The organism is Pseudomonas sp. W15Feb34 (assembly GCF_023127765.1).
GTDB classification, from domain to species: Bacteria; Pseudomonadota; Gammaproteobacteria; order Pseudomonadales; family Pseudomonadaceae; genus Aquipseudomonas; species Aquipseudomonas synxantha_A.
Genome location: NZ_SPKN01000010.1, coordinates 93,143 through 117,890 on the forward strand (window position 1 = coordinate 93,143; position 24,748 = coordinate 117,890).

A 24,748-nucleotide genomic window follows, 5' to 3' on the forward strand; every position below is an offset into this window, starting at 1 on the left:
GTCGAACAAACCGCCGTTCAGGCGAGTTCATCCAGCAAGGCCAACAAGGTTTCGCGCTTTTCAGCGCCGAGCTTATCAATCAGTTTCTGTTGCGCCGCTTCCCATGCCGGCAACGCGGCGGCCAATCGCTGCTGGCCACTTTCAGTCAACAGCACAAGGCGGTTTCGCAGGTCATCGCCCTCGACCAATTGCACCAACCCCTCGCCCTCCAGAACACGCAGGTTGCGCCCCAGGGTGCTGCGATCCAGGCCCATGGCTTCGGCCAGGCTGGAAATGCTCGGTTGGTCAAGGCGCTGCAAGTTACACAGCAAAGAATACTGGGCGACGTTGATCCCGAAGCCGTCGAGAGCGCCGTCGTAATGCCTGCTGACGCCACGGGCGGCGCGTCGCAGGTTGGTGCATAAACATTGGGAAGCAAGCATAGAGCGTGTATATACCCGGAGTTAAGGAATTGCAAGAAAGCGTTACAGCGCCAACCCGACCAGGACAGCGACTTCCAGTAGTTCCAATAGCGCGCCTGCCGTGTCGCCCGTGGTACCGCCAAGGCGCCTGATCATCAAGTGACGCAGCCCCATAAAGCACAGCGCCGCCAGCAACACCGCAATACCGCCGTTGAAACCACCGATCAGGATGCAGGTCAATCCGCTGAGGATCAGCACCTGCTGGCCGACAATCCGCGGTAAGTAGTCCGACAAGGCCTGGCCCAACCCTCCTGCCCGCACATAGCGCGTGGTAAGAAACAGCGCCAGCATCGAAGCCCGTCCGATCAACGGCGCCAGGATCAGGGCGGCGCCATTACGCTGCTCGATCAAGGCCACCAACGCGCTGAACTTGAGCAATAGCACCAAGCCCAGGGTAACCACCGCAATCGGCCCGCTGCGCGGATCTTTCATGATACTGAGCGTGCGTTCGCGATCACCAAAGCCACCCAACCAGGCATCGGCGCTGTCCGCCAGGCCATCCAGGTGCAGGCCACCGCTGAGCAGCACCCAGGCCGTCAGCAACAGCGCGGCGTGCAGCAGCAAGGGCGCGCCCATCAATACCAGGTTCAACCCCCACAGCAATAGACCGAACAGCAGTCCCACCAGCGGATAAAACAGTAACGAACGGCCTAGCTCCTGAGGCTGCGGCATACCCGGCAAGCGGATCGGCAGGCAGCTGAGAAATTGCAGGGCGATCCAGAACGGCAACATCGTCACGATCCTTCTTTCAGTACGCCGTCGGCACCGACCTGCAGGCTGAAAAGCGCGCCGTGGCCGACCTCGACGTTCAGCAGTTGCTCGCGCGGCATCCCACGCGCCCGGGCCAGCAGCAGGCGCATCACGCCGCCATGGCTGACCAACAACACGCGCTGGCCGGCGTAAGCCTGATGCAGGCGTGACACCGCGCCGAGCACCCGCTCGGAAAATGCACTGACAGGCTCGCCTTGGGGCGGCGTGAACGCGTAGGGATCGGCCCAGAACAAACCCAGCCCTTCGGCATCGGTCTCCATCAGCGCCGCGGCGCTCTGGCCTTCCCAGGCACCGAAGTGGAGTTCTTGCAAAGCCGGCTCAAGGCTGACCGGCAGGCCGAGCTGTGCTCCCAGCTCCTGGGCAAACAAGGCGCAGCGTTGCAACGGTGAGCCGATCAACCGATCCCATGGCCCCTGCCCCACCACCGAGGCTCGCATCTGCGCCCAGCCCTTGGCGGTCAAGGCATCGTCCAGGCTGCCGCGCAGGCCGCCGCCCAGCTCGGTTTCGCCGTGGCGCAGCAGGTCCAGGTGCAAGGTCATGCGGGGCGATCTGCCACGGCCGCTTCGGCGAAGGTTGCCATCTGCCCGTGCAACGCACAGGCCAAACGCAACAACGGCACCGCCAGCGCCGCGCCGCTGCCTTCGCCCAGGCGCAAGCCCAGTTCCAGTAGCGGTTCGGCATCCAGGCTGTGCAACACATGGCGATGGCCCGGCTCGGCACCGCGATGCCCGAACACCAGCCATTCGCGGCACGCCGGGTTCAAGCGCACCGCCACCAGCGCGGCAACGCTGCAGATAAACCCATCCACCAGCACCACGATACCTGCCTGCGCACAGGCCAGGTAAGCGCCAACCAACGCGGCAATTTCAAAACCGCCGAGATTGAACAGCGTTTGCAACGCATCACCCCGTTGCCCGGCATGCAGCGCCAAAGCGCGCTCGATGACCGCGACCTTGTGGCTGACGCCCGCTGCATTCAAACCTGTGCCCGGGCCAGTCAGGTCGCTCACCTGGCAATCCAGCAATGCACACGCCAACGCGCTGGCCGCGGTGGTATTGCCGATACCCATCTCGCCGCCGATAAACACCTGCGCACCGCGTTCCTGAGCGCGGTGCGCGCTGTCTCGGCCGGCTTGCAATGCCAACAGCCCTTGAGCCTGGGTCATCGCCGGGCCATCGACGAAGTTGGCCGTGCCCGCGCCGATATTCACATGACGCACGCCGGGCAAGTTCAGCGAGGGCGTCACCGTGCCAAGATCAATCACTTCCAACTGCGCATCCAGTTGCCGCGCCAACACGCTGATCGCCGCACCACCGGTGACGAAGTTTTGCAGCATCTGCCCGGTGACCGCCTGGGGAAACGCCGATACGCCCTCAGCCACCACACCGTGATCGCCGGCAAAAATCGCGATCCACAGTTGCTCCACCGACGGTTTGACCTGGCCCTGCAAACCCGCCAGCTGCACCGCCAGCGCTTCCATCTGGCCGAGGGAACCGGCGGGCTTGGTCAATTGTTGCTGACGCGCCAGCGCCTGTTCATGGGCCGCAGTATCAATGGCCTTGCAGGGGTTGAGCCACCAGGAGTCCGTCATAACGCAGTACCTTTCAAAGTCAGGGGCAGGCCGGCAACCGTCAACACCACACGCTGACACCGCTCGGCCAAGGCTTGATGCAGCCAACCGGCTTCATCCACATAGCGGCGAGTCAATTCGCCCAGCGGCACGACACCCAGACCGGTCTCGTTGCTGACAAAAATGATTTCACCCGGCAGCGAGGCCAGGGTTTGCAGCAGTTGATCGCGCTCGAACACCAGACGATCGCTATCGTCGAGCATCAGCAGATTGGTCAGCCATAACGTCAGGCAGTCCACCAACAGGCAGCGGTCGGTAGCGGCGTTTTCACGCAGCACATGCGCCAGCTCGATGGGTTCTTCAATCAGCCCCCAATGATCCGGGCGACGTTCGCGATGCAGCGCCACCCGCTGATTCATTTCACCATCCAGGGGTTGGCTGGTGGCGATATAAGTGACCGGCAAAGCGCTGTCGCAGGCGAGCTTTTCAGCCAGGCGACTCTTGCCCGAACGGGCACCGCCGAGGATTAATTGATACATGAGCAAATACCTTTTCCAGCCAGCCGAAAAAATTGCGATTGATACCATCCATTGTGGGAGGGGGCTTGCTCCCGATTAAGGTGTATCAGTCGATACCTCAGTGACTGTGAAGCACTTATCGGGAGCAAGCCCCCTCCCACATTTGCGTCCTATACATGCCGTCAAATCCCGCACAATCGACGCAATAAATCCGTATCCAGGTGGTTCTCCACCAAGTCCGCCAACCGTTCGATATCACGCTCGCGCAACCCGTGATAATCCACCTCTTGCACCTCCTGCAATCCGGCCCACCGCAGCAAGGCACTGCACGCCGCCGGTGTTTCGAACAGCCCGTGCAGGTAGGTGCCGAGAATCTGCCCATCAGCACTCAGCGCGCCATCGCTGCGACCATCGTCCAGCAGCACCGCAGCGCTGAGCAGGGCATCGCCTGATGTCACACCCGCGTGAATCTCATACCCACTCACTTCAGCATCTTCGAGCACCAAGCGTCCGCGCACATTGCGCAGCTGCTTGTGCTCCTCCAGCGTTGTGGTAAACGCCAGCAGCCCGAGGCCGGCACTGGACCCGGCCACACCCTCCAGCCCAAGCGGGTCATGCACCTGCTCACCCAGCATCTGCAAACCGCCGCAAATCCCCAGCACCTTGCCGCCATAACGCAGATGCCGCGCCACGGCCGCATCCCAGCCATTGGCGCGCAAGAAGGCCAGATCGCTGCGTACGCTTTTGGAGCCAGGCAGGATGACCAGGTCAGCCGCAGGCATCGCCTGGCCCGGCCCGACAAACTGCAAATCCACCTGAGGATGCAGGCGCAGCGGGTCAAAGTCAGTGTGATTGCTGATACGCGGCAACACCGGCACCACCACCTTGAGCACGTGGGCGGCCTTGTCGATCTGGCGCTGGTCGATGCCGTCTTCCGCCTCCAGGTGCAGGTCCATCACGTAGGGCAACACGCCGACAACCGGCTTGCCGGTGCGCGCCTCCAGCCAATCCAGGCCAGGCTGCAACAGCGCGATATCACCGCGAAAACGGTTGATGATGAAGCCCTTGACCCGTGCCTGCTCGCTGGGCGACAGCAATTCCAGGGTACCGACCAGATGGGCAAACACGCCGCCGCGATTGATATCGGCGATCAACAGCACCGGGCAATCCACCGCTTCGGCGAAACCCATGTTGGCGATGTCATTGGCGCGCAGGTTGATCTCGGCCGGGGAGCCCGCACCTTCGACCATCACCACCGGATAGGCTTGACTCAAACGTGCGTGGGAAGCCAACACCGCCTGCATCGCAATGGCTTTGTAGTCGTGATAGGCCACGGCGTTCATGCTGGTCACGGCGCGACCGTGGATGATCACTTGCGAGCCTGTGTCGCTGTTGGGCTTGAGCAGCACCGGGTTCATATCGGTGTGGGGTGCCAGGTTGGCGGCCTGGGCCTGCACTGCCTGGGCGCGGCCGATCTCGCCGCCTTCGGCCGTCACCGCGCTGTTGAGCGCCATGTTCTGCGGCTTGAACGGCACCACCGCAACACCCTGGCGCACCAGCCAACGGCATAGCGCGGTCACCAGGGTACTCTTGCCGGCGTCGGAGGTTGTGCCCTGCACCATCAGTGTACTCATGTGGCTTCCTTGTATGCGGCCAAAGCCTCGTCCAGCCGCAACCAGTCGGCTTCGGTGTCGGGCAAGCCGAAACGTACGCTGCTGTCGTGCACAAACAGGCGCAGCAGGATGCCGCGCTGGGCCATGAATTCGTGCAGGCGCTCGGCATGAGGCGTGATCAACCACTGGAACAATGCGCAGCCGCCGTGAGGTTGAAAGCCTCTGCGCTCAAGCAGTTCGAACAAGCGCTGGCCCGCTTCGATGCATCGATTGCGCTGGCGGGTGTGCCCATCCGTATCGCGCAGGCACACTTGGCCCAATACCCGCGTCGGCCCGCTGACTGCCCAGGGCCCGACCTGTTCGGCCAGCAACTTGAGCAACTTGCGTTCGGCCAGTACAAAGCCCAGGCGTACACCCGCCAGGCCGAAGAACTTGCCGAACGAGCGCAGTACGATCAAACCGACCTGATCGGCATGGCTCGCCAGGCTTGAATCGGGGGTCACGTCCATGAACGCTTCGTCCACCACCAGCCAGCCCCCGCGCTGGACCAGCCGCGCGTGCCAGTCCAGCAAGCGTTGCGGGGGCAGGCTCAGGCCCGTGGGGTTGTTGGGGTTGACCACCACCAGCACATCGAGGCTGTCGAGAAAGAAGTCGACCTCCTGCTCCTGCACTTCACGCACCACATAACCGGCGCGGCGCCAGGCTTCGGCGTGCTCGGCATAGCAAGGCGAAAGCACGCCGACCTTGCCGGAGCGGCGCAGGCGCGGCAGTAACTGGATCGCGGCCTGGGAGCCCGGCACCGGTAACAACTGGGCGGCGCCGTAATACTCGCAGGCGGCCTTCTCCAGGCCGTCATCGGTTTCCGGCAAGCGGGCCCAGGCACGCAGCGGGATCTCGGGAATCGGCCACGGCCAGGGCGCCAGGCCACTGGACAGATCAAGCCAATCCGCTTCGGCAATCCCGTATTCAATCGCGGCCTTTCGCAGCCGACCACCGTGTTCAAGCATAGATTTCCGCCCCTACGCACAAGACCAGCAGCCACAACCATACGCCGCGCTGCACCAGGTGCCAGCCACGATCAATGGAGTCGGCATCGGCCGGCGGGCCTTCGCCCAACTGCGGGCGCTGATGCACCTCGCCGTGATAAATCGCTGCGCCACCGAGTTCGACGCCCAACGCACCGGCACCGGCAGCCATCACCGGACCGGCGTTAGGGCTGTCCCACGTCGGGCCCTGGGTTCGCCAGCATTTGAGAGACAGGCGGGTTTTGCCCAATAGCGCGTAGGTCAAGGCCACCAGCCGCGCAGGAATGTAGTTGAGCACATCGTCGATCTTTGCAGCCGCCCAGCCAAAACGCTCAAAGCGCTCGTTGCGATAGCCCCACATGGCGTCGAGGGTGTTGCTCAGGCGATAAAGCACCACGCCTGGCACGCCCGCCACCACAAACCAGAACAATGCGGCGAATACCGCATCGCTGCCGTTCTCCAGCACCGACTCGGTTGCGGCGCGCGCAACTTCGGTGCGGTCCAGTTCGCTGGTCTGGCGACTGACCAGGTAACTCACGCGTTTGCGTGCCTCATCCAGATCATCGCTGCGCAGGGCCTGGGCCACCGGCGTCACATGCTCGCCCAGGCTGCGCATGCCCAAGGCGCAGTACAACGCCAGGATTTCCAGGAGCCAGCCGATATATGGCGCCCACGATAACGCGGTGGCCAGCAAGGTCAGAGGCACTACTGCGATAAACCACGCGGTCACGCCATGGCTGCGCCAGCCACGCCCACCGCTATTGAAACGCTGCTCGATGCGCTCGGCGAAGTTGCCGAACGCCACCAGCGGATGCCAGCGCCTGGGTTCACCCAGCAGCGCATCCAGCGCCACCGCAGCGACACACAGCAAGGCCACACTCATTGACTCACTCCCCACTTGTTTTCATACAGCATGTCACTCAGCGGCCGCGGCTCGGTCCAGCCTTCGAGCTGCAACATCGGTGCCGGGTAGAACTCAGCCACCGGCCCCAGGCATAGTACGGCCAGGGGTTTCGCGCCGGCTGGCAAGCCCAGCAGTTCGGCCAACGCCAGGGGTTCGAACAGCGACACCCAGCCCATGCCCAGGCCTTCCACGCGCGCCGCCAGCCACAGGTTCTGGATTGCGCAAGATAGAGACGCCATGTCCATTTCCGGCAAGGTGCGGCGCCCGAAGATGTGGCGCTCGCGATCATCCATCAGTGCAGCCACCAGCACCTCGGCGCAGTCGCTGATGCCTTCGACCTTAAGCTTCATGAAGTCATCGGAGCGCTCGCCCAGGGCCTGCGCGGTGCGCGCGCGCTCTTCTTCCACCAACTGTTGAATCTGCCTGCGCAATGAGCGGTCGCTGATGCGGATAAAACGCCACGGTTGCATCAGGCCTACACTGGGTGCCTGGTGCGCGGCCTGGAGCAGGCGGTGCAACAGTTCCGGGGTGACGCTGCCGCCGGTGAAGTGGCGCATGTCGCGGCGTTCGGCGATGGCGCGGTATACGGCCTGGCGGTCGGCCTCGGGGAAGGCGTTGTCAGTCATGGCCTCATCGGGGGCAAGCCCCCTCCCACATTGGATTGGGTTTCAACTCGGTCAACTGTGGGAGCTGGCTTGCCTGCGATAGCGGTCTCAAGGTCTGGCGCGAACAACGCGGCCACCGCGCCAGGATTCGACGGAAAATAAAAGTGCACGTAGGAAGCGGTCAGCCGCCCTTGTCGGTAAACCGCTTCAGCCCCGCGCCCGCCGTTAGGGCTCAGGCCACGGGAGATCGGCGCCAATGCGGTGCTGGTCAAGGAGTGGTGATAAGTGTGCCCGCGCAACGTACCTTCCGGCAATTCGACACTTTGCAGGGCCAGTGCCGCGAGTTTCTTTTGCATCACCGCATCGCCTGGCAGCACGCCAAGCAGTTCGGCTCGGGCGCCCTCTACATCCGTCAGCGAATCGAGCAGATAGAGCATGCCGCCACATTCGGCGAGCAGTGGCTTGCCGGCGGCGTGATGAGCACGGATGGCCTCCAGCATCGAGGTGTTTGCCGACAGCGCCTGGTGGTGCAGCTCCGGGTACCCGCCTGGCAGGTAAAGGCTGTCTGCCTGCGGCAGTTGGCGATCATGAATAGGTGAGAAGAATGTCAGCTCTGCGCCCATGGCCCGCAGCAAATCCAGGCTGGCGCCATAGGTAAAGGCAAAGGCTTCGTCACGGGCGACGGCGATACGCACACCGGCAAGTAACGGTTCGGCCTTGATCACTTCGGGCGCGGCAAAGGTCACGGGGGGCGGCAGGGCCACTTCGCAGCTGCTGCCCAATGCCTGGGCGGCAGCATCCAGGCGTACATCGAGGTCATTGAGTTCGCTGGCTTGCACCAGGCCCAGGTGGCGGCTCGGCAGTTCGATACCGGTCTCGCGGGATAACGCGCCGTACCAACGCAAGCCCTCCGTGAGGCTGCCTTCGAGCAACTGGGCATGGCGCAGGGTGCCGACACGGTTGGCCAGCACGCCGGCGAACGGCAGGTCGGGCTGATAGCGCGCCAGGCCCAGGGCCAGGGCACCAAAGGTCTGGGCCATGGCAGTCCCGTCGATCACCCCCAGCACTGGCACGCCGAAGTGCCGCGCCAGGTCGGCGCTGGAGGGGGTGCCGTCGAACAGCCCCATCACGCCTTCGATCAGGATCAGGTCGGCCTCCCCCGCCGCCTCCCACAGCAAACGACGACTTTCCTGCTCGCCCACCATCCACATGTCCAATTGATACACCGGCGCACCGCTGGCGCGCTCGTGGATCATCGGGTCGAGAAAGTCCGGCCCGCATTTGAACACGCGCACCTTGCGCCCCAGGTTGCGATGCAAACGGGCCAGCGCAGCGGTGACCGTGGTTTTGCCTTGGCCGGACGCCGGAGCGGCGATCAAGACGGCTGGGCATTGGCGGGGCTGATTCAAAGTTCAACGCCCTTCTGTGCCTTGATACCGGCCTGGAACGCGTGCTTGAGCATGCCCATTTCGGTGACGGTGTCGCCCATTTCGATCAATTCAGGCTTGGCACCACGGCCAGTGACCACCACATGCTGCATCGGCGGGCGGGCTTGCAGGTCGCTTAGAACCTGGTCCAGGTCGAGGTAGCCGTGCTTGAGAGCGATGTTCAGTTCATCCAGCACCACCAGGCCAATGGAAGGGTCATTGAGCATTGCCCGCGACACCGCCCAGGCTGCTTCGGCGGCGGCGATATCGCGTTGACGATCCTGGGTTTCCCAGGTGAAGCCTTCGCCCATGACGTGGAAGCGAACTTGCTCGGGGAAGCGCCGGAAGAACAGCTCTTCGCCTGTGCTGTTGCGGCCCTTGATGAACTGCACCACACCGCACTGCATGCCGTGGCCCATGGCGCGGGCCAACATGCCGAAGGCCGAACTGCTCTTGCCTTTGCCGTTGCCGGTCAATACCAGCAACAAGCCGCACTCATTCGGCGAATTGGCGATGCGCTCGTCGATCACGGCTTTTTTGCGCAACATGCGCGCCAGGTGGCGTTCGTCGCGGTCGGGGGAATCGGTCATGGCAGCTCTCCGTTGGGGCTGGACAAAAACGGCGGGCAGGAAAAAGAAAAAACAGACAGCCAAGCATCGCCCACCGTGATGCTGTTGAATGTTCAAGGCCGGTCTCCGGACTCATGAGTGGCGCGTCTTGTCGAAGCAGCCGAGGGCGCGCCTTCCCATATCGCGGGCGATACAGTGGCAAACAGCACCGTCTTGACTCATTTACCGTTGCGGGGGCAGCGCCGGAATCGCGGCAGCACTGTGTACAAGTGCGCTCGCTCACCGGCTTCCCTGTTTCACCCTGTCGACGCGCACGCCACAGAGCACCTGGAACAAGCCGCGAAGGTTAGTGGGTTGGGGGTGGAGCGTCAATTAAAGCTGGCCTTGTACTTGAACCATCCGTACAGCGTGCTTCTCTACCCTTACAGGTATCAAGGAGAAAACCATGCCTAAAACCCGACTGGCCTTACTGATCATGCTCACCGGCAGCCTCGCCGCCTGCGGCGAAAGCTCTACCTTGCAAGTCTCCGATGGCACCGGGCCCTCGCCCAAACTGCCGGAGCCGAACAAGACGCTGATTCCCACCGTCAACATCGCCCCGGCGATCGGTTGGCCTGAAGGCGCCAAGCCAACGGCTGCCGCCGGCACCCAAGTGGCCGCATTCGCCGAGGGCCTGGAGCATCCACGCTGGCTCTACGTACTGCCCAACGGCGACGTGTTGGTGGCCGAGACCAATGCGCCACCCAAGCCAGACGACACCAAAGGCGTGCGGGGTTGGGTGATGGAAAAAGTCATGGGCCGCGCCGGTGCCGGTGTGCCGAGCCCGAACCGCATTACGTTGTTGCGCGATGCCGATCATGACGGCGTGGCCGAAACGCGTACGGTATTTCTGCAAAATCTGAATTCGCCGTTTGGCATGACACTGGTGGGCAACGACCTGTACGTGGCGGACTCGGACAAGTTGCTGCGTTTTCCTTATCAGCCAGGTGAAACCGCAATCACATCCCCAGGCACAACAGTCGTGGAGTTGCCAGGTGGCCCCTTGAACCACCACTGGACGAAAAACGTGGTGGCCAGCAAGGATGGCAGCAAGTTGTATGTGAGCGTCGGCTCCAACAGCAACGTTGGCGAAAACGGCCTGGACGTCGAGCAAGGCCGAGCTGCAATCTGGGAAGTCGATCGCGCCACCGGCCAACACCGCATTTTTGCCTCCGGTCTGCGTAACCCCAATGGCATGGCCTGGGAACCACAGAGCGGCAAGCTGTGGACGGCGGTCAATGAGCGCGATGAAATCGGCAGCGACCTGGTGCCGGACTACATCACCTCGGTTAAGGATGGCGGCTTCTATGGCTGGCCCTTCAGCTATTACGGCCAGCATGTGGATGTTCGCGTCACGCCGCAAAACCTGGACTTGGTTGCCAAAGCCATCGCGCCAGACTACGCGGTAGGCCCGCACACCGCTTCACTGGGGCTGACCTTCGCCGAGGGCAGCAAGTTGCCTACGCAATTCAGCAACGGCGCGTTTATCGGCCAGCATGGTTCGTGGAATCGCAAGCCGCATAGTGGCTACAAGGTGATTTTTGTGCCGTTTGAAGAGGGCCAGCCGAAAGGACAGCCGGTGGATGTGCTGACGGGGTTTCTCAACAGCGACGAGAAAGCCATGGGCCGGCCGGTGGGCGTGGTGATTGATCAGCAGGGTGATTTGCTGGTGGCTGATGATGTGGGCAATAAGGTGTGGCGGGTTTCTGCAGCCAAGTAACCCATCTCAAGAGCATTGCAAATAATGTGGGAGGGGGCTTGCCCCCGATTGCGGTCTGTCAGCTGAGTATGTGCCGACTGTTACACCACTATCGGGGGCAAGCCCCCTCCCACACTGGATCTATGTACGACTCAAGGGTTGCGTGCCAGATTCCCCGGTAAAACCCGCTTGGCACTCAGGTAGGCATTCTGCCAATACGCTTTGGATAGCGTGTCGAGCTTAACCGTACCGCCGGTTTGCGGCGCATGCACAAAGCGCCCTTCCCCGACATAGATTCCCGCATGGCTGACCCGTGAACCACCGCCTGTGGCGAAGAACAGCAAGTCACCGGTTTGCAGGTTCTGCTCGCTGACGTCCTGGCCACGCATCACGATCAGTTCGCGGGTGGTGCGCGGCAGGGAAATGCCGGCGGCGTCGCGGAACACAAAGCCGATCAGGCCACTGCAATCAAACCCCGAATCCGGTGTGTTGCCGCCCCAGCGATAAGGCGTGCCGACCAGGCCCAGCGCACGGAAGAGCACGTCTTCGGCAGCAGGCGAAAAATTCTGGGTGGCGTAGTTGAATACCGGCTTGGGCTTGACCGCTACAGGCGCGGGCGGCGGTGGACGGCTGGCGCAGGCGCTGAGCAGCGCGGCGCAAACAATGAGCATCAGGCGGGCCGAGGTCGACATGTGCAGAACAATCCTGGTCTGGATGCGGCTTTCGCTGCCGAACGTTGAAAACCAGAACGCGCAAGCAAAGCTCGCGCGAACGGATAACAACAATGTCCAGGGATTCTAGCGCTTACACGTCAAACTTCAAGTATCACTTTAACTTTACTTACTAGCGGTAACCGTAGTCGGGGCCATGGCGAGTGCGCGCTTGGCTTCGATGAAGGTTTTGCTCCAGTAGCTGTCGCCCAGGTTATCGACCCGAACACCACCGCTGCGGCGGCTGCTGGAGTGGATAAACTGGTTATCGCCCAGGTAGATACCGGCGTGGCTGACACGACCACGACCACTGGTACTAAAGAAAAGCAGATCGCCCGGCTTGAGGTTGTTGCGTGCGACCAACGGTGCATCCACGTTGATCATTTCGCGGGTGGAGCGAGGCAGGTTCATGCCAGCTTCTTCACGAAACAGATAACCGATGAAACCGCTGCAATCGAAACCGGCTTCAGAGGTGCCGCCAAAACGGTAACGAGTACCGATCAGGGACTTGCCGCGTTCAAGAATGCTGTCGGCCAGAAGGGGCAGCTGGTAAGGCTTGCTGTCTGAAAACTCGGCGAGTTCTTTTTCGGTTGCCATCTCTTCTTCATAAACAGAAGCAGACTGTGCAGCAACGAACTTGGCCTGATTTTGAACCTGTGGTTTGGGCTGTTCTGCCACCTGTTGAGGGTGGGAGGCGCAACCAAACAATAGGGTAACGAGTGCGAGAGGCACGAGGGGTGCGAAGCGATTTAGCATGGGCACGACCGTGGCTGATGTGTAAAGAAGCCGAGACTATGCCCTCTATCACATCGATTTGCAAATTCAATCGTGATCTATGTGACTTATTGTTTGGACTATGCCATCTAAGCCGTAATTCCATTTATCACTGCACTTGCGTGGCCCGCTGGGCTCAAACGCAGGTTTTCTGGCGCCCCTAAAATGCCGATTAGTGGCAAATCAACGCCTTACCAACCCAGCGTTTCTTTCAGAAAAGGAATCGTCAATTTTCTTTGCGCCTGCAACGAAGCCTGGTCAAGCTGCTCAAGCAAATCGAACAGCGCGCTCATGCTGCGGGTGCCACGAGTCAGGATAAAGTGCCCGACTTCGTCGGTCAGGTGCAGGCCACGTCGGGAAGCACGCAGCTGCAGGGCACGCAACTTGTCCTCATCGGATAACGGGCGCATCTGGAAGATCAGCGCCAGGGTCAGGCGCGACTTGAGGTCGGCCAGCTTCACCGGCAGCTCACGAGGCGATGTGGAAGCGGCGATCAGCAAACGACGACCGCTGTCGCGCAGGCGGTTGAACAGGTGAAACAGCGCTTCTTCCCAATCCGCCTTGCCGGCCACCGCCTGCAAGTCGTCCAGGCACACCAGTTCGTATTGCTCAAGGTTGTCGAAGATGCCGATGCCGCGGTCCATCAACTCGGCCAGGGGCAAATACACTGCCGGCTCGCCCATCTGTTCGAAACGCAGGCACGCGGCCTGCAACAGGTGGGTACGCCCCACGCCATGCTTGCCCCACAGATAGATCAGGCTTTCAGTCCACCCGGCGTCGGCTTCGCAAAGCCGCTCCACATAGCCGAGTGCAGCGGCATTGGCGCCTGGGTAGTAATTGATAAAGGTAGCGTCATCACGCAGACGCACACCTAGGGGCAGCTGAATCGGTTTCATGCTGACTGAACGGCTCCCATCGAACCGTTAGTGGCCTCTGTGTAAAGTTTGCAAAGTTTATACCCGTGACGCCGGGTGCACAATGCAGCAGACCACAAGCAAAATCAAAGGTTTGCGTTAACTTGGCGGTTTCACGCGGATTGTTTGACGCACCACCGCCAGAAACAACAAACCCGGCCTTGGCCGGGTTTGTGACATTGCGATTACAACTCGGGCTCATCAACGCCCGTATACACGTCCGAATCCTTGTACAAGTCGTGAACATGACGCACCAGCACCATGATCACCGCCGCCACCGGCAGCGCCAGCAGAATGCCGGTAAACCCGAACAACTCGCCACCCGCCAGGATCGCAAAGATCACCGCCACCGGGTGCAGGCCAATCCGATCGCCTACCAGCAACGGCGTAAGTACCATGCCTTCCAATGCCTGGCCGACCATGAACACCGCGACAATCCCCAGCATTGGGTAGAGGTCGCCGCCAAACTGGAACAGTCCGGCCACCAGCGCCGCACCGATACCAATCACAAAGCCCATATACGGCACGATGGCTGCCAGGCCTGCGATCAAGCCGATCAACAGCCCCAGCTCCAGACCGATGGCCATCAAGCCAGCTGCGTAGATCACCCCCAACGCCAGCATCACCAGCAACTGACCGCGAACGAATGCCCCCAGTACTTCATGGCATTCTGCAGCAAGGGAGACGATGCGTTCTTCACGGTCACGGGGCAGCAGGCTGCGGATCTTGGCCATCATGATGTCCCAATCACGCAGCAGGTAAAACGCCACCACCGGGATCAGCACCAGGTTGGTCAACCAGCCGATCAGCGCCAGGCTCGAAGCGGTTGCCTGGCTGAGCACCACCGTGACGATATCGGTGGTCTTGTCCATATGCTCGCTGATGGCCGCCTTGACCTTGTCGAACTTCCAGAACCCATCCGCCAACCCGAACTTGGACTGGGCCCACGGCATTGCCGTGTGCTGCAACCAGTCGAGCATCTGCGGCGCCAGCTCGTAGAGGCGAAACAGCTGCTTGGCCAGCATCGGCACCAGTATCAACACCAGCGCCGTGATAATCAGCGTGAACAGTGCGAACACCGTGACCACGCCCAAAGTACGCGACATACCGGCTTTTTCCAGGCGATCCACCACGGGATCGAACAGATAGGCGAGCAACAGCGCCACCAGAAACGGCGTCAGGATCGAATGCAGCAAGAACACAAAACCGCACAGCAGGACTATCCCGCCAAGCCACACCCAACGACGCGTATCCGCCATAAACCACTCCATCTATTATCGACGCCCTTCTTCTATATAGAAGAAGGAGCACTATTTACCAACGAAACCGCAGTTGCGCCTGAGGCTCAGGTACAGCAGCCGGTTGCGTGCCATCGACCACAGGTTGCTGGGCCGGGGTTTCACCTGCGGGAATTTCCTGCAACTTGGCCAGGCTCAATTGGGTACGCAGCTGCTCGGCACTGCCGTTGACGCGATACACAATGCGATTGCCATCCACTAACTGCGGCTGACCGCCAAAGGGCTCCAGCAACCGGCCCAGGGCGGCGTATCGCTCCAGGTTCATGCCTTGCACTTCAAGCAACTGCTCGCTGCTCACGCCAGGCTTGACCGCAAAGCGCGGCGCCAGCTTTTGGCTGACCTCCAGCAATACAGCATCTGCCAGTGCGGCAGTATCAGCGCCTTGGACGGTACCTTGCTCAGACTTATCGCCCAGCCACAGACGCCATTTGGCCTGCCACTGATTACCTTCCTGACGCGCATGCACAGCCAGCAACGCATCGGCTCCGTAGCGCTCGGAGGCTGCACGCAAGGGCGCAGCGTCCGCGCTTTCCAGATTCGGCGCAGTGGCAACCACTTGCTCATCCAAGTCGCCCAGCGGCAGGCGCAACGGCAAGCCACGGTGTTGCGCGGCCCGGCGCAGTGTCTGGGCAACCGCCTGGCCATCGCCGACCAGGCTGCTGCCTTCGGTAGAATCGTTCAGCCACCAACCGAGAATCGACGGCCGATTACTGCCCCAGATCGACAGGCCGGCATCACGCAAGGCGCGATCGGTGCTGACCGGGTCGAAGTCCACTTGCAGGCTCTCGGGCGGGCCGGCGTCGTAGCCGTATTGGGTGATGATTTGTTGCGGGGCCTTGCGGATTGCCGCCAGGCCCGGGCCATCGGCGGCCTTGGCGTCGCCGGTGAGGCGAATCACCAGAGTCTGCACGGCGCGCTGGGTGGCCTGGTCACGCTCCTGGGGCGACTGGCTGCTGACCGGCTCGAGCACTTGATAGAGGCCATTGAGGGTTTCGGCATGACTCGCCAGGCTGACCAACGACAAACAGCCCACAAAGAAGAATTTACACAGACGCATGGAAGATTCCCGAACGACAAATTTAGCGGCTGGAACAGACCGCGTGAATCGGTTTAGCCAGGCTGTGACCACAGCACCCGGCAAAACATTCACAGGGCCTCGGTAAGTTTTTGTACTGTCATAACGATAGCGGGTTCAAGGCTATACCTTAATACGCCGCTTGGCAGAGCCGATCAGCATTTTTTAACCGGCTTTTTTAATCTATATGGCCCTGCCCGTCGGCCCGAGGATGGCCGCTGCCCTTCAAGCCTGATAAAATCGCGCGCCTTCGCAGACCGTCAACGGCAGCGGCCTTTTTAAAAAGCGCCCGCCCGCTCGGTCGTTACCCCTGAATCCCCCCCTAAAGGCCTGGATCATGAGCAAGCAACCCTCCCTGAGCTACAAGGACGCCGGTGTAGACATCGACGCCGGTGAAGCATTGGTCGAACGCATCAAGAGCGTCGCCAAGCGCACTGCGCGCCCTGAAGTCATGGGCGGCCTGGGCGGTTTTGGCGCCCTCTGCGAAATCCCGGCCGGCTACAAGCAGCCTGTACTGGTGTCCGGCACCGACGGCGTAGGCACCAAGCTGCGCCTGGCCCTGAACCTGAACAAGCACGACAGCATCGGCATCGACCTGGTTGCCATGTGCGTCAACGACCTGGTGGTGTGCGGCGCCGCGCCGTTGTTCTTCCTCGACTACTACGCCACCGGCAAGCTCAATGTCGAAACCGCAACCCAGGTGGTCACCGGCATCGGCGCCGGCTGCGAACTGTCGGGGTGCTCGCTGGTCGGCGGCGAAACCGCTGAAATGCCAGGCATGTACGAAGGCGAAGACTACGACCTGGCCGGTTTCTGCGTCGGCGTCGTGGAAAAAGCCGAGATCATCGACGGCTCCAAAGTGGCTGCCGGCGACGCCCTGCTCGCCCTGCCATCGTCCGGCCCGCACTCCAATGGTTACTCGCTGATCCGCAAGATCATCGAAGTGTCCGGCGCCGACATCGAGAACATCCAGCTCGACGGCAAGCCTCTGACCGACCTGCTGATGGCCCCGACCCGCATTTACGTCAAGCCACTGCTCAAGCTGATCAAGGACACCGGCGCCGTCAAGGCCATGGCCCACATCACCGGCGGCGGTCTGCTGGACAACATCCCGCGCGTCCTGCCAAAAGGCGCCCAGGCGATTGTCGACGTGGCCAGCTGGCAGCGCCCGGCAGTCTTCGATTGGCTGCAAGAGAAAGGCAACGTCAACGAAACCGAGATGCACCGCGTGCTGAACTGCGGCGTGGGCATGGTCATCTGCGTGGCGCAAGAGCACGTTGAAACCGCGCTGAACGTATTGCGTGAAGCCGGCGAGCAACCTTGGGTCATCGGCCAGATCGCCACTGCTCCAGAAGGCGCAGCCCAGGTTGAACTGAAGAACCTTAAGGCGCACTGATGCCTGCAACCTGTGATGTCGTGGTGCTGCTCTCCGGCACCGGCAGTAACTTGCAGGCCCTGATCGATAGCACGCGCAGCGGCGACAGCCCGGTGCGCATCGCTGCGGTGATTTCCAACCGCAGCGACGCCTACGGCCTGCAACGCGCCAGGGATGCGGGTATCGACACCCGCTCGCTGGATCACAAGGCGTTCGACGGCCGCGAGGCCTTCGACCGCGCCCTGGTCGAACTGATCGACGCCTTCAAACCCAAGCTCGTCGTGCTTGCCGGCTTCATGCGCATCCTCAGTGCTGATTTCGTGCGGCAATACGAAGGGCGCCTGCTCAATATCCACCCTTCCCTGCTGCCCAAGTACAAAGGCATGCACACCCATCAGCGCGCCCTCGACGCCGGCGACAGCGAGCATGGCTGCAGCGTGCACTTTGTCACCGAGGAACTCGATGGCGGGCCTCTGGTCGTACAGGCAGTGGTTCCGGTAGAGTCAGGCGACTCGGCGCAGACGCTTGCGCAACGGGTTCATACCCAGGAACACAGGATTTACCCGCTGGCTGTTCGCTGGTTTGCCGAGGGACGGTTGATTCTTGGTGACCAGGGTGCATTATTGGACGGTCAGTTACTCGCGGCCAGCGGCCACTTGATTCGAACCTAGGAGATTTTATGCGTCGCGCCCTGCTCTTCGCTTTTGCGCTGTTCGCTTTGCCTGCCGTACAAGCGGCAGACCTTCACCCTTTCTCCGTCAGCTACACCGCCGACTGGAAGCAACTGCCCATGAGTGGTTCGGCTGAACGCAGCCTGACCAAAAACGGCGACGGCACCTGGACCTTGAACTTCAAGGCCTCGATGATGATTGCCAGCCTGACCGAAACCAGCGTGATCCTGTTCGACAAGGACACCCTGCAACCCAAGAGCTACAGCTTCGAGCGCGGCGGTTTGGGCAAGGCCAAGAAGATCAACCTGGATTTCGACCAGGCGAACAAGAAAATCACCGGCTTTGAAAACAAGGATCCGGTCAACGTCACCCTCGAAAGCGGCATGCTCGACAAGTCCACGTATCAGCTCGCCCTTCAGCGCGACGTGGCTGCCGGCAAGAAGAGCATGAGCTACCGAGTGGCCGAAGGGACTGATGTCGATACCTATGACTTCCGTGTGATTGGCCCGGAAAAGGTTCAGACCAAGGTAGGCTCCATTGACGCGATCAAGGTTGAACGCGTACGTGATCCCTCCCAGAGCAAGCGCATCACGCAGATGTGGTTTGCCAAGGACCAGGGCGGCATTCTGGTTGCCCTGCGCCAGGTTGAGACCGACGGCAAGGAATACAACATCATGCTGCAGGATGGCACCGTTGACGGTAAGGCCGTCAAAGGCAGCTGATTGCGCTGATGAGCTGGAAGAGAGCCTCGCTGAATGCGGGGCTTTTTTTTGCCTGGAAATTTTACTGTGAAGCTTATGACGCTATCGGGAGCAAGCCCCCTCCCACAGTGGAATGCATTTCAAATGTGGGAGGGGGCTTGCTCCCGATAGCGGTGGTAGGGACGACAAAGGTCTTATTGCTAGAAGCAAACATGAAACTTTTGTCATAAAACTCATGCCCCTGCGACCGAATGCCACGGGTTTAGCGGCCTGCGCGATTGTTGCGTTTTCTGCAATGAATTATTGCGCGCAAAATCAGTTTACTTAGCAAGCTAACAAATAATATAACAGAGGCCTGCGACGACTTGCCGCAGATCAACCAGAGATTGGAGCAAGCAGATGACTGTAAAAGTAACTGAACGCGACGATGAGCATATGTCCCACGAGGCGGTAGGCCACGGGATTCACATCTGGGATGTCCATCAGCAAGACGTATTGGTCGGCATGTTTCACAACGAGAGCGATGCCCACAATTATAAAAACGAGCTTGAAACTCTCGAATTGCAACGCCAGGCGAAAAGCTCCTGAAACTCTGAAATCAAGTCGACGCCCGGCCCACGCAGCCGGGCCGTCTACATCAAAAACCGCGCTTTTCGAGCGCGGTTTTTTTGTCAAAAATTCGATATGAATTAATGTAACAAAAGCACACACAAATAATGATTCTCGATATCATTCATGCGCCTTTCATTCAGGCTCACGATTAGGGAATCAATTAGATGCACGGAAATAGCAGGAAGCCGGAAAACGCGTTACTGGAACGCTGGAGCGAAGCGCTTGCCACTGCGCAATTCCAGGCCAGCCACATCAGCCTCGACGACTTGGTCAATGCGCTGGCACCTGCCGCTGAACGTAGCTTCCAACGCCTGATCCAAGCATTGTTTCGTGAAAGCCTGCTGGACCCCAGCACCCTCATTTACGACGAACATGGGCAATGCTCGCTGACACTGCCTTGTCAGGCTCGCCTGCGCTTTGATCATTTGCGTCCTGGCCGCATGGTCAGCTGGGACCTGCGTGGCAAAGTCATCCTGTTGCGCGAAGGTCAGCCCGACCAGAAGATCCAGTTCCCATCACAGTTGTTGACGTTGCTTAACGCCAGCCTCACGTCACCTGCCGACCTGGAAGTGCTCAACCGCCTCAATGCCGAGATCGACGACAGCTTCATCAACGACACCTTGTGCCTCGCTTTCCATGAGCAATGGACGCTCAAGCTGCATGCGTCCATGGACCCAGTACATCAAGGCAACCTGCTGAGTCATCTCAAGCACGGTGCAGGCACGATCAATCCGACATCCGTACTTGAGCAGTGGGGAACATTGGGGCACCCGTGGCACCCCAACTACAAGACCAAGCTGGGCCTGGATACCAGCCAAGTCATCGACTATTCGCCGGAGTTCGAAGCACGCTTCCCCGTGCTGCTGTGCGCGCTGCATCGCCAGTTTGCCCATGTCGAAACGTTGGCCGGGACGGCGGATTACTGGCAGTGGTGGAGCAGTCACTTTCCACACGCGGCGCAGCAATTAACCGCGACACTTCAAGCACAAGGCCTTGAAGCAGGCGATTATCTGCCGGTGTCTGCCCATCCCTGGCAGGCACGTCAGGAGCTGCCCCAGCTGTTCGCCGATGCAATCGGCGACAAGCTGCTGGTGCTGACCGATATCGTCGCGTTTACCGCCCACCCCACCATGTCATTCAGGACCGTATTGCCTGACGGACGTTGCGATGCGCCCATGGTCAAACTGCCGGTGTCGCTGCGCCTGACCAGCGTGCAGCGCACCGTCTCACCGCGCTCGGCGCGCATGGGCCCACGGATCAGCCACCTGCTGCTGACCATCCTGGAGCGCGAGCCTGCGATTCAGAAAATCCTCAGCATCGTTCCCGAGCGTATCGGTGTGCATTTCAAGCCACAACCGGCCAATGACGAGCACTCCCGCCACCTGGCGGTGCTCTATCGCGACAATCCCCAGAGCCAGCTCAAGCCCGGGGAAATGGCCGTACCGGTGGGCAGCCTGTTTGCCATTGATCAACACGGCCAGCCGCTGCTGCGCCAATGGGTGCGCCTGAGCCAAGGCAAAGACGATGCGGCGGCCATGCGCGCGTTCTTCCATGAGTACGCGGCGATCAGTGTGCCGGCGCTGCTGGGCATGTATTTGCGTTACGGCGTCGCTTTCGAGGCCCATCAGCAGAACTCCTTCATGGTCATGACTGCAGATGGGCAATTGAGCCGCCTGCTGTTGCGCGATTTCGGCGATATCCGTATCGACCGCAAGACCTTGCACGCCCACGGCCTGGACATCGAACTACACGACCCGAAGATGACGCTGTACGACGACGCAGGTTTCGTACGGGACAAACTGCTGCACACCGTATTCATGTGCCATCTGGGTGAGTTGATCCTGCTTGCTGCGCGCCACTTCGACATCCCCCAGGCGCTGCTCTGGAATGAACTGTCGGCACAGGTCAGCCAGTGTTTCGACAACCTGCGCTCACAGGTTGAACCGCAACGCTGGGCAGCCGAGCGCGAAGCACTGCTGGAGCAACCGTGGCCGGCCAAGTCGTTCATGCGCATGCGCCTGCTGGAGAGTCATGCCGATATCGTCGGACGCCTGCCCAACCCGTTGGGCGCGGCCGCCAATGCCGACTAACAACACAGCGCTGCGGCTGCTGGTGGTGATTCAGTTGGTGTCGATGGGGGCGATGGAGATGAGCGGGCCGTTTTGGCCGCTGCAAATCCAGAAGCTGCTGGGCGTCGCCAATGCCCAGTACACCGGCCTGCTGTCTTCGCTGGTATATGCTGGGCCGATGATGGCAGCGATGATCCTCACACCCATGTGGGGGAAACTGGGCGACCGTACCGGCCATAAGCCGATGATCATCCGGGCGTTGCTGGCATTGGCGGTGTGCCAGGCGCTGGCTGCGATGACGCCCGATCCGTGGTGGCTGGTGGTCATCCGCGTGGTGCAAGGTGCATTGGCCGGTTTCATTGCAGCTGCCCAAGCCTACGCGCTGGCCTGCTGCGGTGAGAGTGGACGCGGGCACATTCTTGCGCGGCTGCAATCAGCCACCGCCGTAGGCTCTCTGGCCGGGCCGGTATTGGGCGGCTGGCTGATGGACATATCCGGTTTCGCATTGCTGTGCTACAGCGCCACCGCCGTCTGCCTGTTGTGCGCGATAATCAGCGCGTTCTTGCCCAGCGATTCACCACGATCCAGACCTGCCCGCCCATCGAAGCCTGTCGCACTGCCCAAAGGCTGGCTGGGCGCAATGTTGGGAATCATCGTATTGATCCAGGCGGCCAGGATGATGCCGCAACCGTTTTACGCCTTATATGTTGCCGAGGTTTTGCAGGCACCCGCGTGGCTGATCGGCGCCAGCTATGGCGCCAGCGCCTTGACCCTGGCACTGTCCGCGCCGTTATGGGGCCGCCTGTTCGATCGACATCAACCAGCGCATACGCTGCGCATCATCGAGTGGGTCACCTGGGCGTGCGCGCTCACACTGGCCGGCACGGCGCTGGCCAGTGAGTGGTTGGGGTTCATCGCCAGCCGGCTGCTATGGGGCGTGTGGCAGGGTGCTTTATTGCCCGTGGCCTACACGCTGATCGCCAATACCGTAGCGTCCAGCCAGCAGGGTTTCGCCCTGGGCATGGGCAACAGCGCCGCCAAAGCAGGTGCGCTGTGCGGCGCATTGATAGGCGGTATCGGCATGGGATGGGTGGGCCTGGCGCACAGCTTCTGGCTGGTCGCACTGACCTACGCATTGGCCGCCGTGAGTATCCGCGCCATCCGTTCATGTACGCGAGCGCCTGAGACATCCGATTTTTCTGTCAATACTTCTAATAACTCTGAGACAAATCCATGAACACATCGCAATTGGCCGTTCTGCTGCCGCTTCTCGGCTCGATCAGTGCCCCCGCCTGGGCCGAACAGACAGAGCCGACCAGCCTGCAGTTGCAAGCGACCGTGGTGTCGGCGACGCGCAATGAAACCAGCATCGCGCAGATTCCAGGCTCCGTGCAGGTCATCAACGAAGAACAGATCCGCCAGCAAACGGGCGCGGGGCGTCGGGTCGCAGATATCCTCGGCCAACTGGTGCCTGGCATTGCGCCTTCCAGCGGCGGCATGAGCAACTTCGGCCAAACGCTTCGCGGGCGTAATACCCTGATCCTGATCGATGGGGTTTCACAAAACGCCACGCGCGATAACTTCCGCCAGCTCAACAGCGTGGCACCGGAAAGCATCGAGCGCATCGAAGTGATCTCCGGCGCCAGCAGCGTCTACGGCGCAGGCGCATCGGGCGGCATCATCAACATCATCACCAAGCGCAACAAGGGTGAGGACCTGGCCTTCAGCAGCAAGATCGGCATGACCGCCGGCAATAACTTCAGCCACAAGGGGTTCGCTTACGAGGCGTTCCAAAGCGCTACCGGGCGCAAGGGTCCAGTGGACTGGTATCTGTCGGGCAATACCGTGCAGCGCAACGACCAGTTCGACGGTAACGGCAAGCGCATTCCCCAGGATACGTCCCAGGGCAGCAACATGGACACCGACACCTACGACCTGCAAGGTCGCTTCGGCTACGAGCTCGATGACGACAAGAAGATCAGCCTGTCGCTGCAAGACTATAAAGACGAACAAGACACCCGCTACACCAAGAACCCGCGCATCACCAGCAACGCAGTCGCGGTAAAAGGCCTGGACCTGGGCGACCAGCCCTACACCCATAACCAGGCGGTCAACCTTAACTACGCCGATAAGGATTTCTACGGCCAGGGCCTGCAGGTCGAAAGTTACTGGCGGCGGGCCGACGCCCTGTTCTTCCCGGACCTGTCCCGGGGTCGGGCAGGCGTGTCCGACAACAACAGCGTGCAGGATGTCTATGGCCTGCGTGCGGCGATCGATACGCAGATGCCGGACATCGGCCCGGCAACCGGCAACCTGGTGTGGGGGGCTGACTATGATCATGAAACCTCACGCCAGCGTGGCGACCAATACCGGGTCAATGGCCTGAGCTACAGCAAAACCGGGACCACGTTCGAACTGGGCCCGGATATTGAGACCACCACCAAAGCCATCTTTGGTCAGCTGTCCTACGATATCGATGACTGGACCTTACGCGGTGGAATACGTCGCGAGTGGATTGAGAGCAAAGTCTCCGACAGCATCGCCTACGGCGAAATCGTCCAGACCGGCAACCGCGCCACACTGCCCGGCGGCACGCTCAAATACGATGACACGCTGTATAACCTCGGGGCGGTGTATCACCTGACCGAAAACCAGGACGTGTTCGTCAACTTCAGCCAGGGCTTTTCCCTGCCGGATATCCAGCGCTTCCTGCGTGACGTGAACAGCAAATACGATATTCAGGACCTCAATGCCCAGGCTCTGAAAGTCGACAGTTACGAGCTGGGCTGGCGTGGCGACTGGGACAAGTGGCAGGCCAGTGTCACCGCGTATGAAAACACCTCGGATGTCACGCAGTTCTACGATGCCAACGACCGTGTATTGCGCCTGATCAATCAGAAAGAACGCGTGCGCGGTGCCGAAACCAGCCTGACTTATAACGTCAACGACCAGTGGTCCGTCGGCGGTACTTACGCTTACGCCAAGGGCGAGACCCAGCAGAACGGCAAATGGATCGACCTGCCCGCCACGCGTATTTCCCCCGCCAAGACCACCGCTTTTGTCGGCTATCAGCGTGACGACTACAGCCTGCGCTTGCAGGGGATGCGCCTGGCCGACTATGACGCGGCGGCCAAGGACAACAACGGTCGCGATATCCAGGGCTATACCTTGGTTGACCTGCTGGGCTCGGTAAGGCTACCGGTAGGTCGCCTCGAAGGTGCGGTGTACAACCTTACCAACCGCAACTACCAGAACATGTTCGCCCAGGCCAATGCCCGCGCACCGTACCCGAATGCCGAGGGCCGTACCTTCAGCCTGAGTTACGCAGTGGATTGGTAACCGGCTGAC

Annotated in this window: 24 protein-coding genes and 1 riboswitch; of the genes, 8 read left to right on the forward strand and 16 right to left on the reverse strand. The window is 60.9% G+C overall.

The features are described 5' to 3' along the window. Positions 1 to 17: 17 nt before the first annotated feature. The 11 genes from E4O97_RS06280 to cobO form a co-directional block, all read right to left on the reverse strand. Positions 18 to 422 (reverse strand): MarR family transcriptional regulator, encoded by a 405-nt coding sequence (locus tag E4O97_RS06280; RefSeq protein WP_005790150.1) that lies wholly within the window; start codon positions 420 to 422, stop codon positions 18 to 20. 42 nt (positions 423 to 464) lie between these two features. After that, positions 465 to 1,193, reverse strand: a complete 729-nt coding sequence (locus E4O97_RS06285) for an adenosylcobinamide-GDP ribazoletransferase (RefSeq protein WP_248160970.1) — start codon at positions 1,191 to 1,193, stop codon at positions 465 to 467. 2 nt (positions 1,194 to 1,195) lie between these two features. Then, positions 1,196 to 1,771, reverse strand: a complete 576-nt coding sequence (gene cobC / locus E4O97_RS06290; protein WP_032880038.1) for an alpha-ribazole phosphatase family protein — start codon at positions 1,769 to 1,771, stop codon at positions 1,196 to 1,198. Next, complete coding sequence (cobT, locus tag E4O97_RS06295) at positions 1,768 to 2,823, reverse strand: nicotinate-nucleotide--dimethylbenzimidazole phosphoribosyltransferase (protein WP_248160972.1); 1,056 nt, start codon at positions 2,821 to 2,823, stop codon at positions 1,768 to 1,770. Before cobT ends, cobC begins: the two co-directional genes overlap by 4 nt. Continuing rightward, positions 2,820 to 3,341, reverse strand: a complete 522-nt coding sequence (gene cobU / locus E4O97_RS06300; RefSeq protein ID WP_032880036.1) for a bifunctional adenosylcobinamide kinase/adenosylcobinamide-phosphate guanylyltransferase — start codon at positions 3,339 to 3,341, stop codon at positions 2,820 to 2,822. Before cobU ends, cobT begins: the two co-directional genes overlap by 4 nt. A 161-nt stretch (positions 3,342 to 3,502) precedes the next feature. Next, a complete protein-coding gene (locus tag E4O97_RS06305) occupies positions 3,503 to 4,954 on the reverse strand; it encodes a cobyric acid synthase (RefSeq protein WP_248160973.1) in 1,452 nt (483 codons plus the stop codon). Further along, complete coding sequence (gene cobD / locus E4O97_RS06310; RefSeq protein WP_103733670.1) at positions 4,951 to 5,940, reverse strand: threonine-phosphate decarboxylase CobD; 990 nt, start codon at positions 5,938 to 5,940, stop codon at positions 4,951 to 4,953. Before cobD ends, E4O97_RS06305 begins: the two co-directional genes overlap by 4 nt. Beyond that, positions 5,933 to 6,841: an adenosylcobinamide-phosphate synthase CbiB gene (cbiB, locus tag E4O97_RS06315; RefSeq protein WP_248160974.1), complete on the reverse strand. Its 909-nt coding sequence runs from the start codon at positions 6,839 to 6,841 to the stop codon at positions 5,933 to 5,935. Before cbiB ends, cobD begins: the two co-directional genes overlap by 8 nt. Beyond that, positions 6,838 to 7,488 carry a 5,6-dimethylbenzimidazole synthase gene (bluB, locus tag E4O97_RS06320; protein ID WP_078821987.1) on the reverse strand — a complete coding sequence of 217 codons (651 nt, stop codon included), beginning with the start codon at positions 7,486 to 7,488 and terminating at the stop codon, positions 6,838 to 6,840. The genes cbiB and bluB overlap by 4 nt, the downstream gene beginning before the upstream one ends. Then, a complete protein-coding gene (locus tag E4O97_RS06325; protein ID WP_032880028.1) occupies positions 7,485 to 8,876 on the reverse strand; it encodes a cobyrinate a,c-diamide synthase in 1,392 nt (463 codons plus the stop codon). The genes bluB and E4O97_RS06325 overlap by 4 nt, the downstream gene beginning before the upstream one ends. Then, on the reverse strand, positions 8,873 to 9,484 hold the full coding sequence (gene cobO / locus E4O97_RS06330) for a cob(I)yrinic acid a,c-diamide adenosyltransferase (protein WP_005790169.1): 612 nt from the start codon (positions 9,482 to 9,484) through the stop codon (positions 8,873 to 8,875). The genes E4O97_RS06325 and cobO overlap by 4 nt, the downstream gene beginning before the upstream one ends. A gap of 78 nt (positions 9,485 to 9,562) precedes the next feature. Continuing rightward, positions 9,563 to 9,809: riboswitch (cobalamin riboswitch) on the reverse strand. 99 nt (positions 9,810 to 9,908) lie between these two features. Here cobO and E4O97_RS06335 point away from each other — a divergent pair. Beyond that, positions 9,909 to 11,222: a sorbosone dehydrogenase family protein gene (locus tag E4O97_RS06335; protein ID WP_216091917.1), complete on the forward strand. Its 1,314-nt coding sequence runs from the start codon at positions 9,909 to 9,911 to the stop codon at positions 11,220 to 11,222. Positions 11,223 to 11,353: 131 nt separating this feature from the next. Here E4O97_RS06335 and E4O97_RS06340 read toward each other — a convergent pair whose 3' ends face one another. From E4O97_RS06340 to E4O97_RS06360, 5 genes are all read right to left on the reverse strand, one after another. Then, entirely contained in the window at positions 11,354 to 11,893 is a 540-nt protein-coding gene (locus E4O97_RS06340; RefSeq protein WP_005790173.1) for a C40 family peptidase, read from the reverse strand. A gap of 144 nt (positions 11,894 to 12,037) precedes the next feature. Further along, entirely contained in the window at positions 12,038 to 12,667 is a 630-nt protein-coding gene (locus E4O97_RS06345) for an NlpC/P60 family protein (protein WP_005790175.1), read from the reverse strand. A gap of 209 nt (positions 12,668 to 12,876) precedes the next feature. Beyond that, positions 12,877 to 13,581 (reverse strand): DnaA regulatory inactivator Hda, encoded by a 705-nt coding sequence (hda, locus tag E4O97_RS06350; RefSeq protein WP_027603798.1) that lies wholly within the window; start codon positions 13,579 to 13,581, stop codon positions 12,877 to 12,879. 203 nt (positions 13,582 to 13,784) lie between these two features. Next, positions 13,785 to 14,858 (reverse strand): AI-2E family transporter, encoded by a 1,074-nt coding sequence (locus tag E4O97_RS06355; protein ID WP_005790179.1) that lies wholly within the window; start codon positions 14,856 to 14,858, stop codon positions 13,785 to 13,787. A gap of 55 nt (positions 14,859 to 14,913) precedes the next feature. After that, positions 14,914 to 15,954: a DUF2066 domain-containing protein gene (locus E4O97_RS06360; protein WP_248160975.1), complete on the reverse strand. Its 1,041-nt coding sequence runs from the start codon at positions 15,952 to 15,954 to the stop codon at positions 14,914 to 14,916. Positions 15,955 to 16,309: 355 nt separating this feature from the next. Between E4O97_RS06360 and purM the strand changes: the two genes are divergently transcribed. The 7 genes from purM (at position 16,310) to E4O97_RS06395 (ending at position 24,739) form a co-directional block, all read left to right on the forward strand. Further along, entirely contained in the window at positions 16,310 to 17,368 is a 1,059-nt protein-coding gene (gene purM, locus E4O97_RS06365) for a phosphoribosylformylglycinamidine cyclo-ligase (RefSeq protein WP_248160976.1), read from the forward strand. Next, on the forward strand, positions 17,368 to 18,018 hold the full coding sequence (gene purN, locus E4O97_RS06370) for a phosphoribosylglycinamide formyltransferase (protein ID WP_248160977.1): 651 nt from the start codon (positions 17,368 to 17,370) through the stop codon (positions 18,016 to 18,018). Before purM ends, purN begins: the two co-directional genes overlap by 1 nt. A gap of 8 nt (positions 18,019 to 18,026) precedes the next feature. Beyond that, on the forward strand, positions 18,027 to 18,740 hold the full coding sequence (locus tag E4O97_RS06375; protein WP_032880017.1) for a DUF3108 domain-containing protein: 714 nt from the start codon (positions 18,027 to 18,029) through the stop codon (positions 18,738 to 18,740). Positions 18,741 to 19,118: 378 nt separating this feature from the next. Beyond that, positions 19,119 to 19,307, forward strand: coding sequence for a hypothetical protein (locus E4O97_RS06380; RefSeq protein WP_003193064.1), 189 nt, complete (start codon positions 19,119 to 19,121; stop codon positions 19,305 to 19,307). A 188-nt stretch (positions 19,308 to 19,495) separates the two neighbouring features. Then, a complete protein-coding gene (locus E4O97_RS06385) occupies positions 19,496 to 21,421 on the forward strand; it encodes an IucA/IucC family protein (RefSeq protein ID WP_248160978.1) in 1,926 nt (641 codons plus the stop codon). Beyond that, positions 21,411 to 22,637 (forward strand): MFS transporter, encoded by a 1,227-nt coding sequence (locus E4O97_RS06390; protein ID WP_078821993.1) that lies wholly within the window; start codon positions 21,411 to 21,413, stop codon positions 22,635 to 22,637. The genes E4O97_RS06385 and E4O97_RS06390 overlap by 11 nt, the downstream gene beginning before the upstream one ends. Next, on the forward strand, positions 22,634 to 24,739 hold the full coding sequence (locus E4O97_RS06395) for a TonB-dependent receptor (protein WP_078821994.1): 2,106 nt from the start codon (positions 22,634 to 22,636) through the stop codon (positions 24,737 to 24,739). Before E4O97_RS06390 ends, E4O97_RS06395 begins: the two co-directional genes overlap by 4 nt. Positions 24,740 to 24,748 lie beyond the last annotated feature (9 nt).

What these genes read in the sequence shown, in the direction of transcription:
- purN (WP_248160977.1), top strand. Translation starts at nt 17,368, where the DNA reads ATGCCTGCAACCTGTGATGTCGTGGTGCTGCTCTCCGGCACCGGCAGT.
- hda (WP_027603798.1), bottom strand. Translation starts at nt 13,581, where the DNA reads ATGAAACCGATTCAGCTGCCCCTAGGTGTGCGTCTGCGTGATGACGCT.
- E4O97_RS06360 (WP_248160975.1), bottom strand. Translation starts at nt 15,954, where the DNA reads ATGCGTCTGTGTAAATTCTTCTTTGTGGGCTGTTTGTCGTTGGTCAGC.
- E4O97_RS06385 (WP_248160978.1), top strand. Translation starts at nt 19,496, where the DNA reads ATGCACGGAAATAGCAGGAAGCCGGAAAACGCGTTACTGGAACGCTGG.
- E4O97_RS06345 (WP_005790175.1), bottom strand. Translation starts at nt 12,667, where the DNA reads ATGCTAAATCGCTTCGCACCCCTCGTGCCTCTCGCACTCGTTACCCTA.
- E4O97_RS06305 (WP_248160973.1), bottom strand. Translation starts at nt 4,954, where the DNA reads ATGAGTACACTGATGGTGCAGGGCACAACCTCCGACGCCGGCAAGAGT.
- E4O97_RS06280 (WP_005790150.1), bottom strand. Translation starts at nt 422, where the DNA reads ATGCTTGCTTCCCAATGTTTATGCACCAACCTGCGACGCGCCGCCCGT.
- cbiB (WP_248160974.1), bottom strand. Translation starts at nt 6,841, where the DNA reads ATGAGTGTGGCCTTGCTGTGTGTCGCTGCGGTGGCGCTGGATGCGCTG.
- cobU (WP_032880036.1), bottom strand. Translation starts at nt 3,341, where the DNA reads ATGTATCAATTAATCCTCGGCGGTGCCCGTTCGGGCAAGAGTCGCCTG.
- E4O97_RS06375 (WP_032880017.1), top strand. Translation starts at nt 18,027, where the DNA reads ATGCGTCGCGCCCTGCTCTTCGCTTTTGCGCTGTTCGCTTTGCCTGCC.
- cobT (WP_248160972.1), bottom strand. Translation starts at nt 2,823, where the DNA reads ATGACGGACTCCTGGTGGCTCAACCCCTGCAAGGCCATTGATACTGCG.
- purM (WP_248160976.1), top strand. Translation starts at nt 16,310, where the DNA reads ATGAGCAAGCAACCCTCCCTGAGCTACAAGGACGCCGGTGTAGACATC.
- E4O97_RS06335 (WP_216091917.1), top strand. Translation starts at nt 9,909, where the DNA reads ATGCCTAAAACCCGACTGGCCTTACTGATCATGCTCACCGGCAGCCTC.
- cobD (WP_103733670.1), bottom strand. Translation starts at nt 5,940, where the DNA reads ATGCTTGAACACGGTGGTCGGCTGCGAAAGGCCGCGATTGAATACGGG.
- E4O97_RS06355 (WP_005790179.1), bottom strand. Translation starts at nt 14,858, where the DNA reads ATGGCGGATACGCGTCGTTGGGTGTGGCTTGGCGGGATAGTCCTGCTG.
- cobO (WP_005790169.1), bottom strand. Translation starts at nt 9,484, where the DNA reads ATGACCGATTCCCCCGACCGCGACGAACGCCACCTGGCGCGCATGTTG.
- cobC (WP_032880038.1), bottom strand. Translation starts at nt 1,771, where the DNA reads ATGACCTTGCACCTGGACCTGCTGCGCCACGGCGAAACCGAGCTGGGC.
- E4O97_RS06380 (WP_003193064.1), top strand. Translation starts at nt 19,119, where the DNA reads ATGACTGTAAAAGTAACTGAACGCGACGATGAGCATATGTCCCACGAG.
- E4O97_RS06395 (WP_078821994.1), top strand. Translation starts at nt 22,634, where the DNA reads ATGAACACATCGCAATTGGCCGTTCTGCTGCCGCTTCTCGGCTCGATC.
- E4O97_RS06285 (WP_248160970.1), bottom strand. Translation starts at nt 1,193, where the DNA reads ATGTTGCCGTTCTGGATCGCCCTGCAATTTCTCAGCTGCCTGCCGATC.
- E4O97_RS06390 (WP_078821993.1), top strand. Translation starts at nt 21,411, where the DNA reads ATGCCGACTAACAACACAGCGCTGCGGCTGCTGGTGGTGATTCAGTTG.
- bluB (WP_078821987.1), bottom strand. Translation starts at nt 7,488, where the DNA reads ATGACTGACAACGCCTTCCCCGAGGCCGACCGCCAGGCCGTATACCGC.
- E4O97_RS06340 (WP_005790173.1), bottom strand. Translation starts at nt 11,893, where the DNA reads ATGTCGACCTCGGCCCGCCTGATGCTCATTGTTTGCGCCGCGCTGCTC.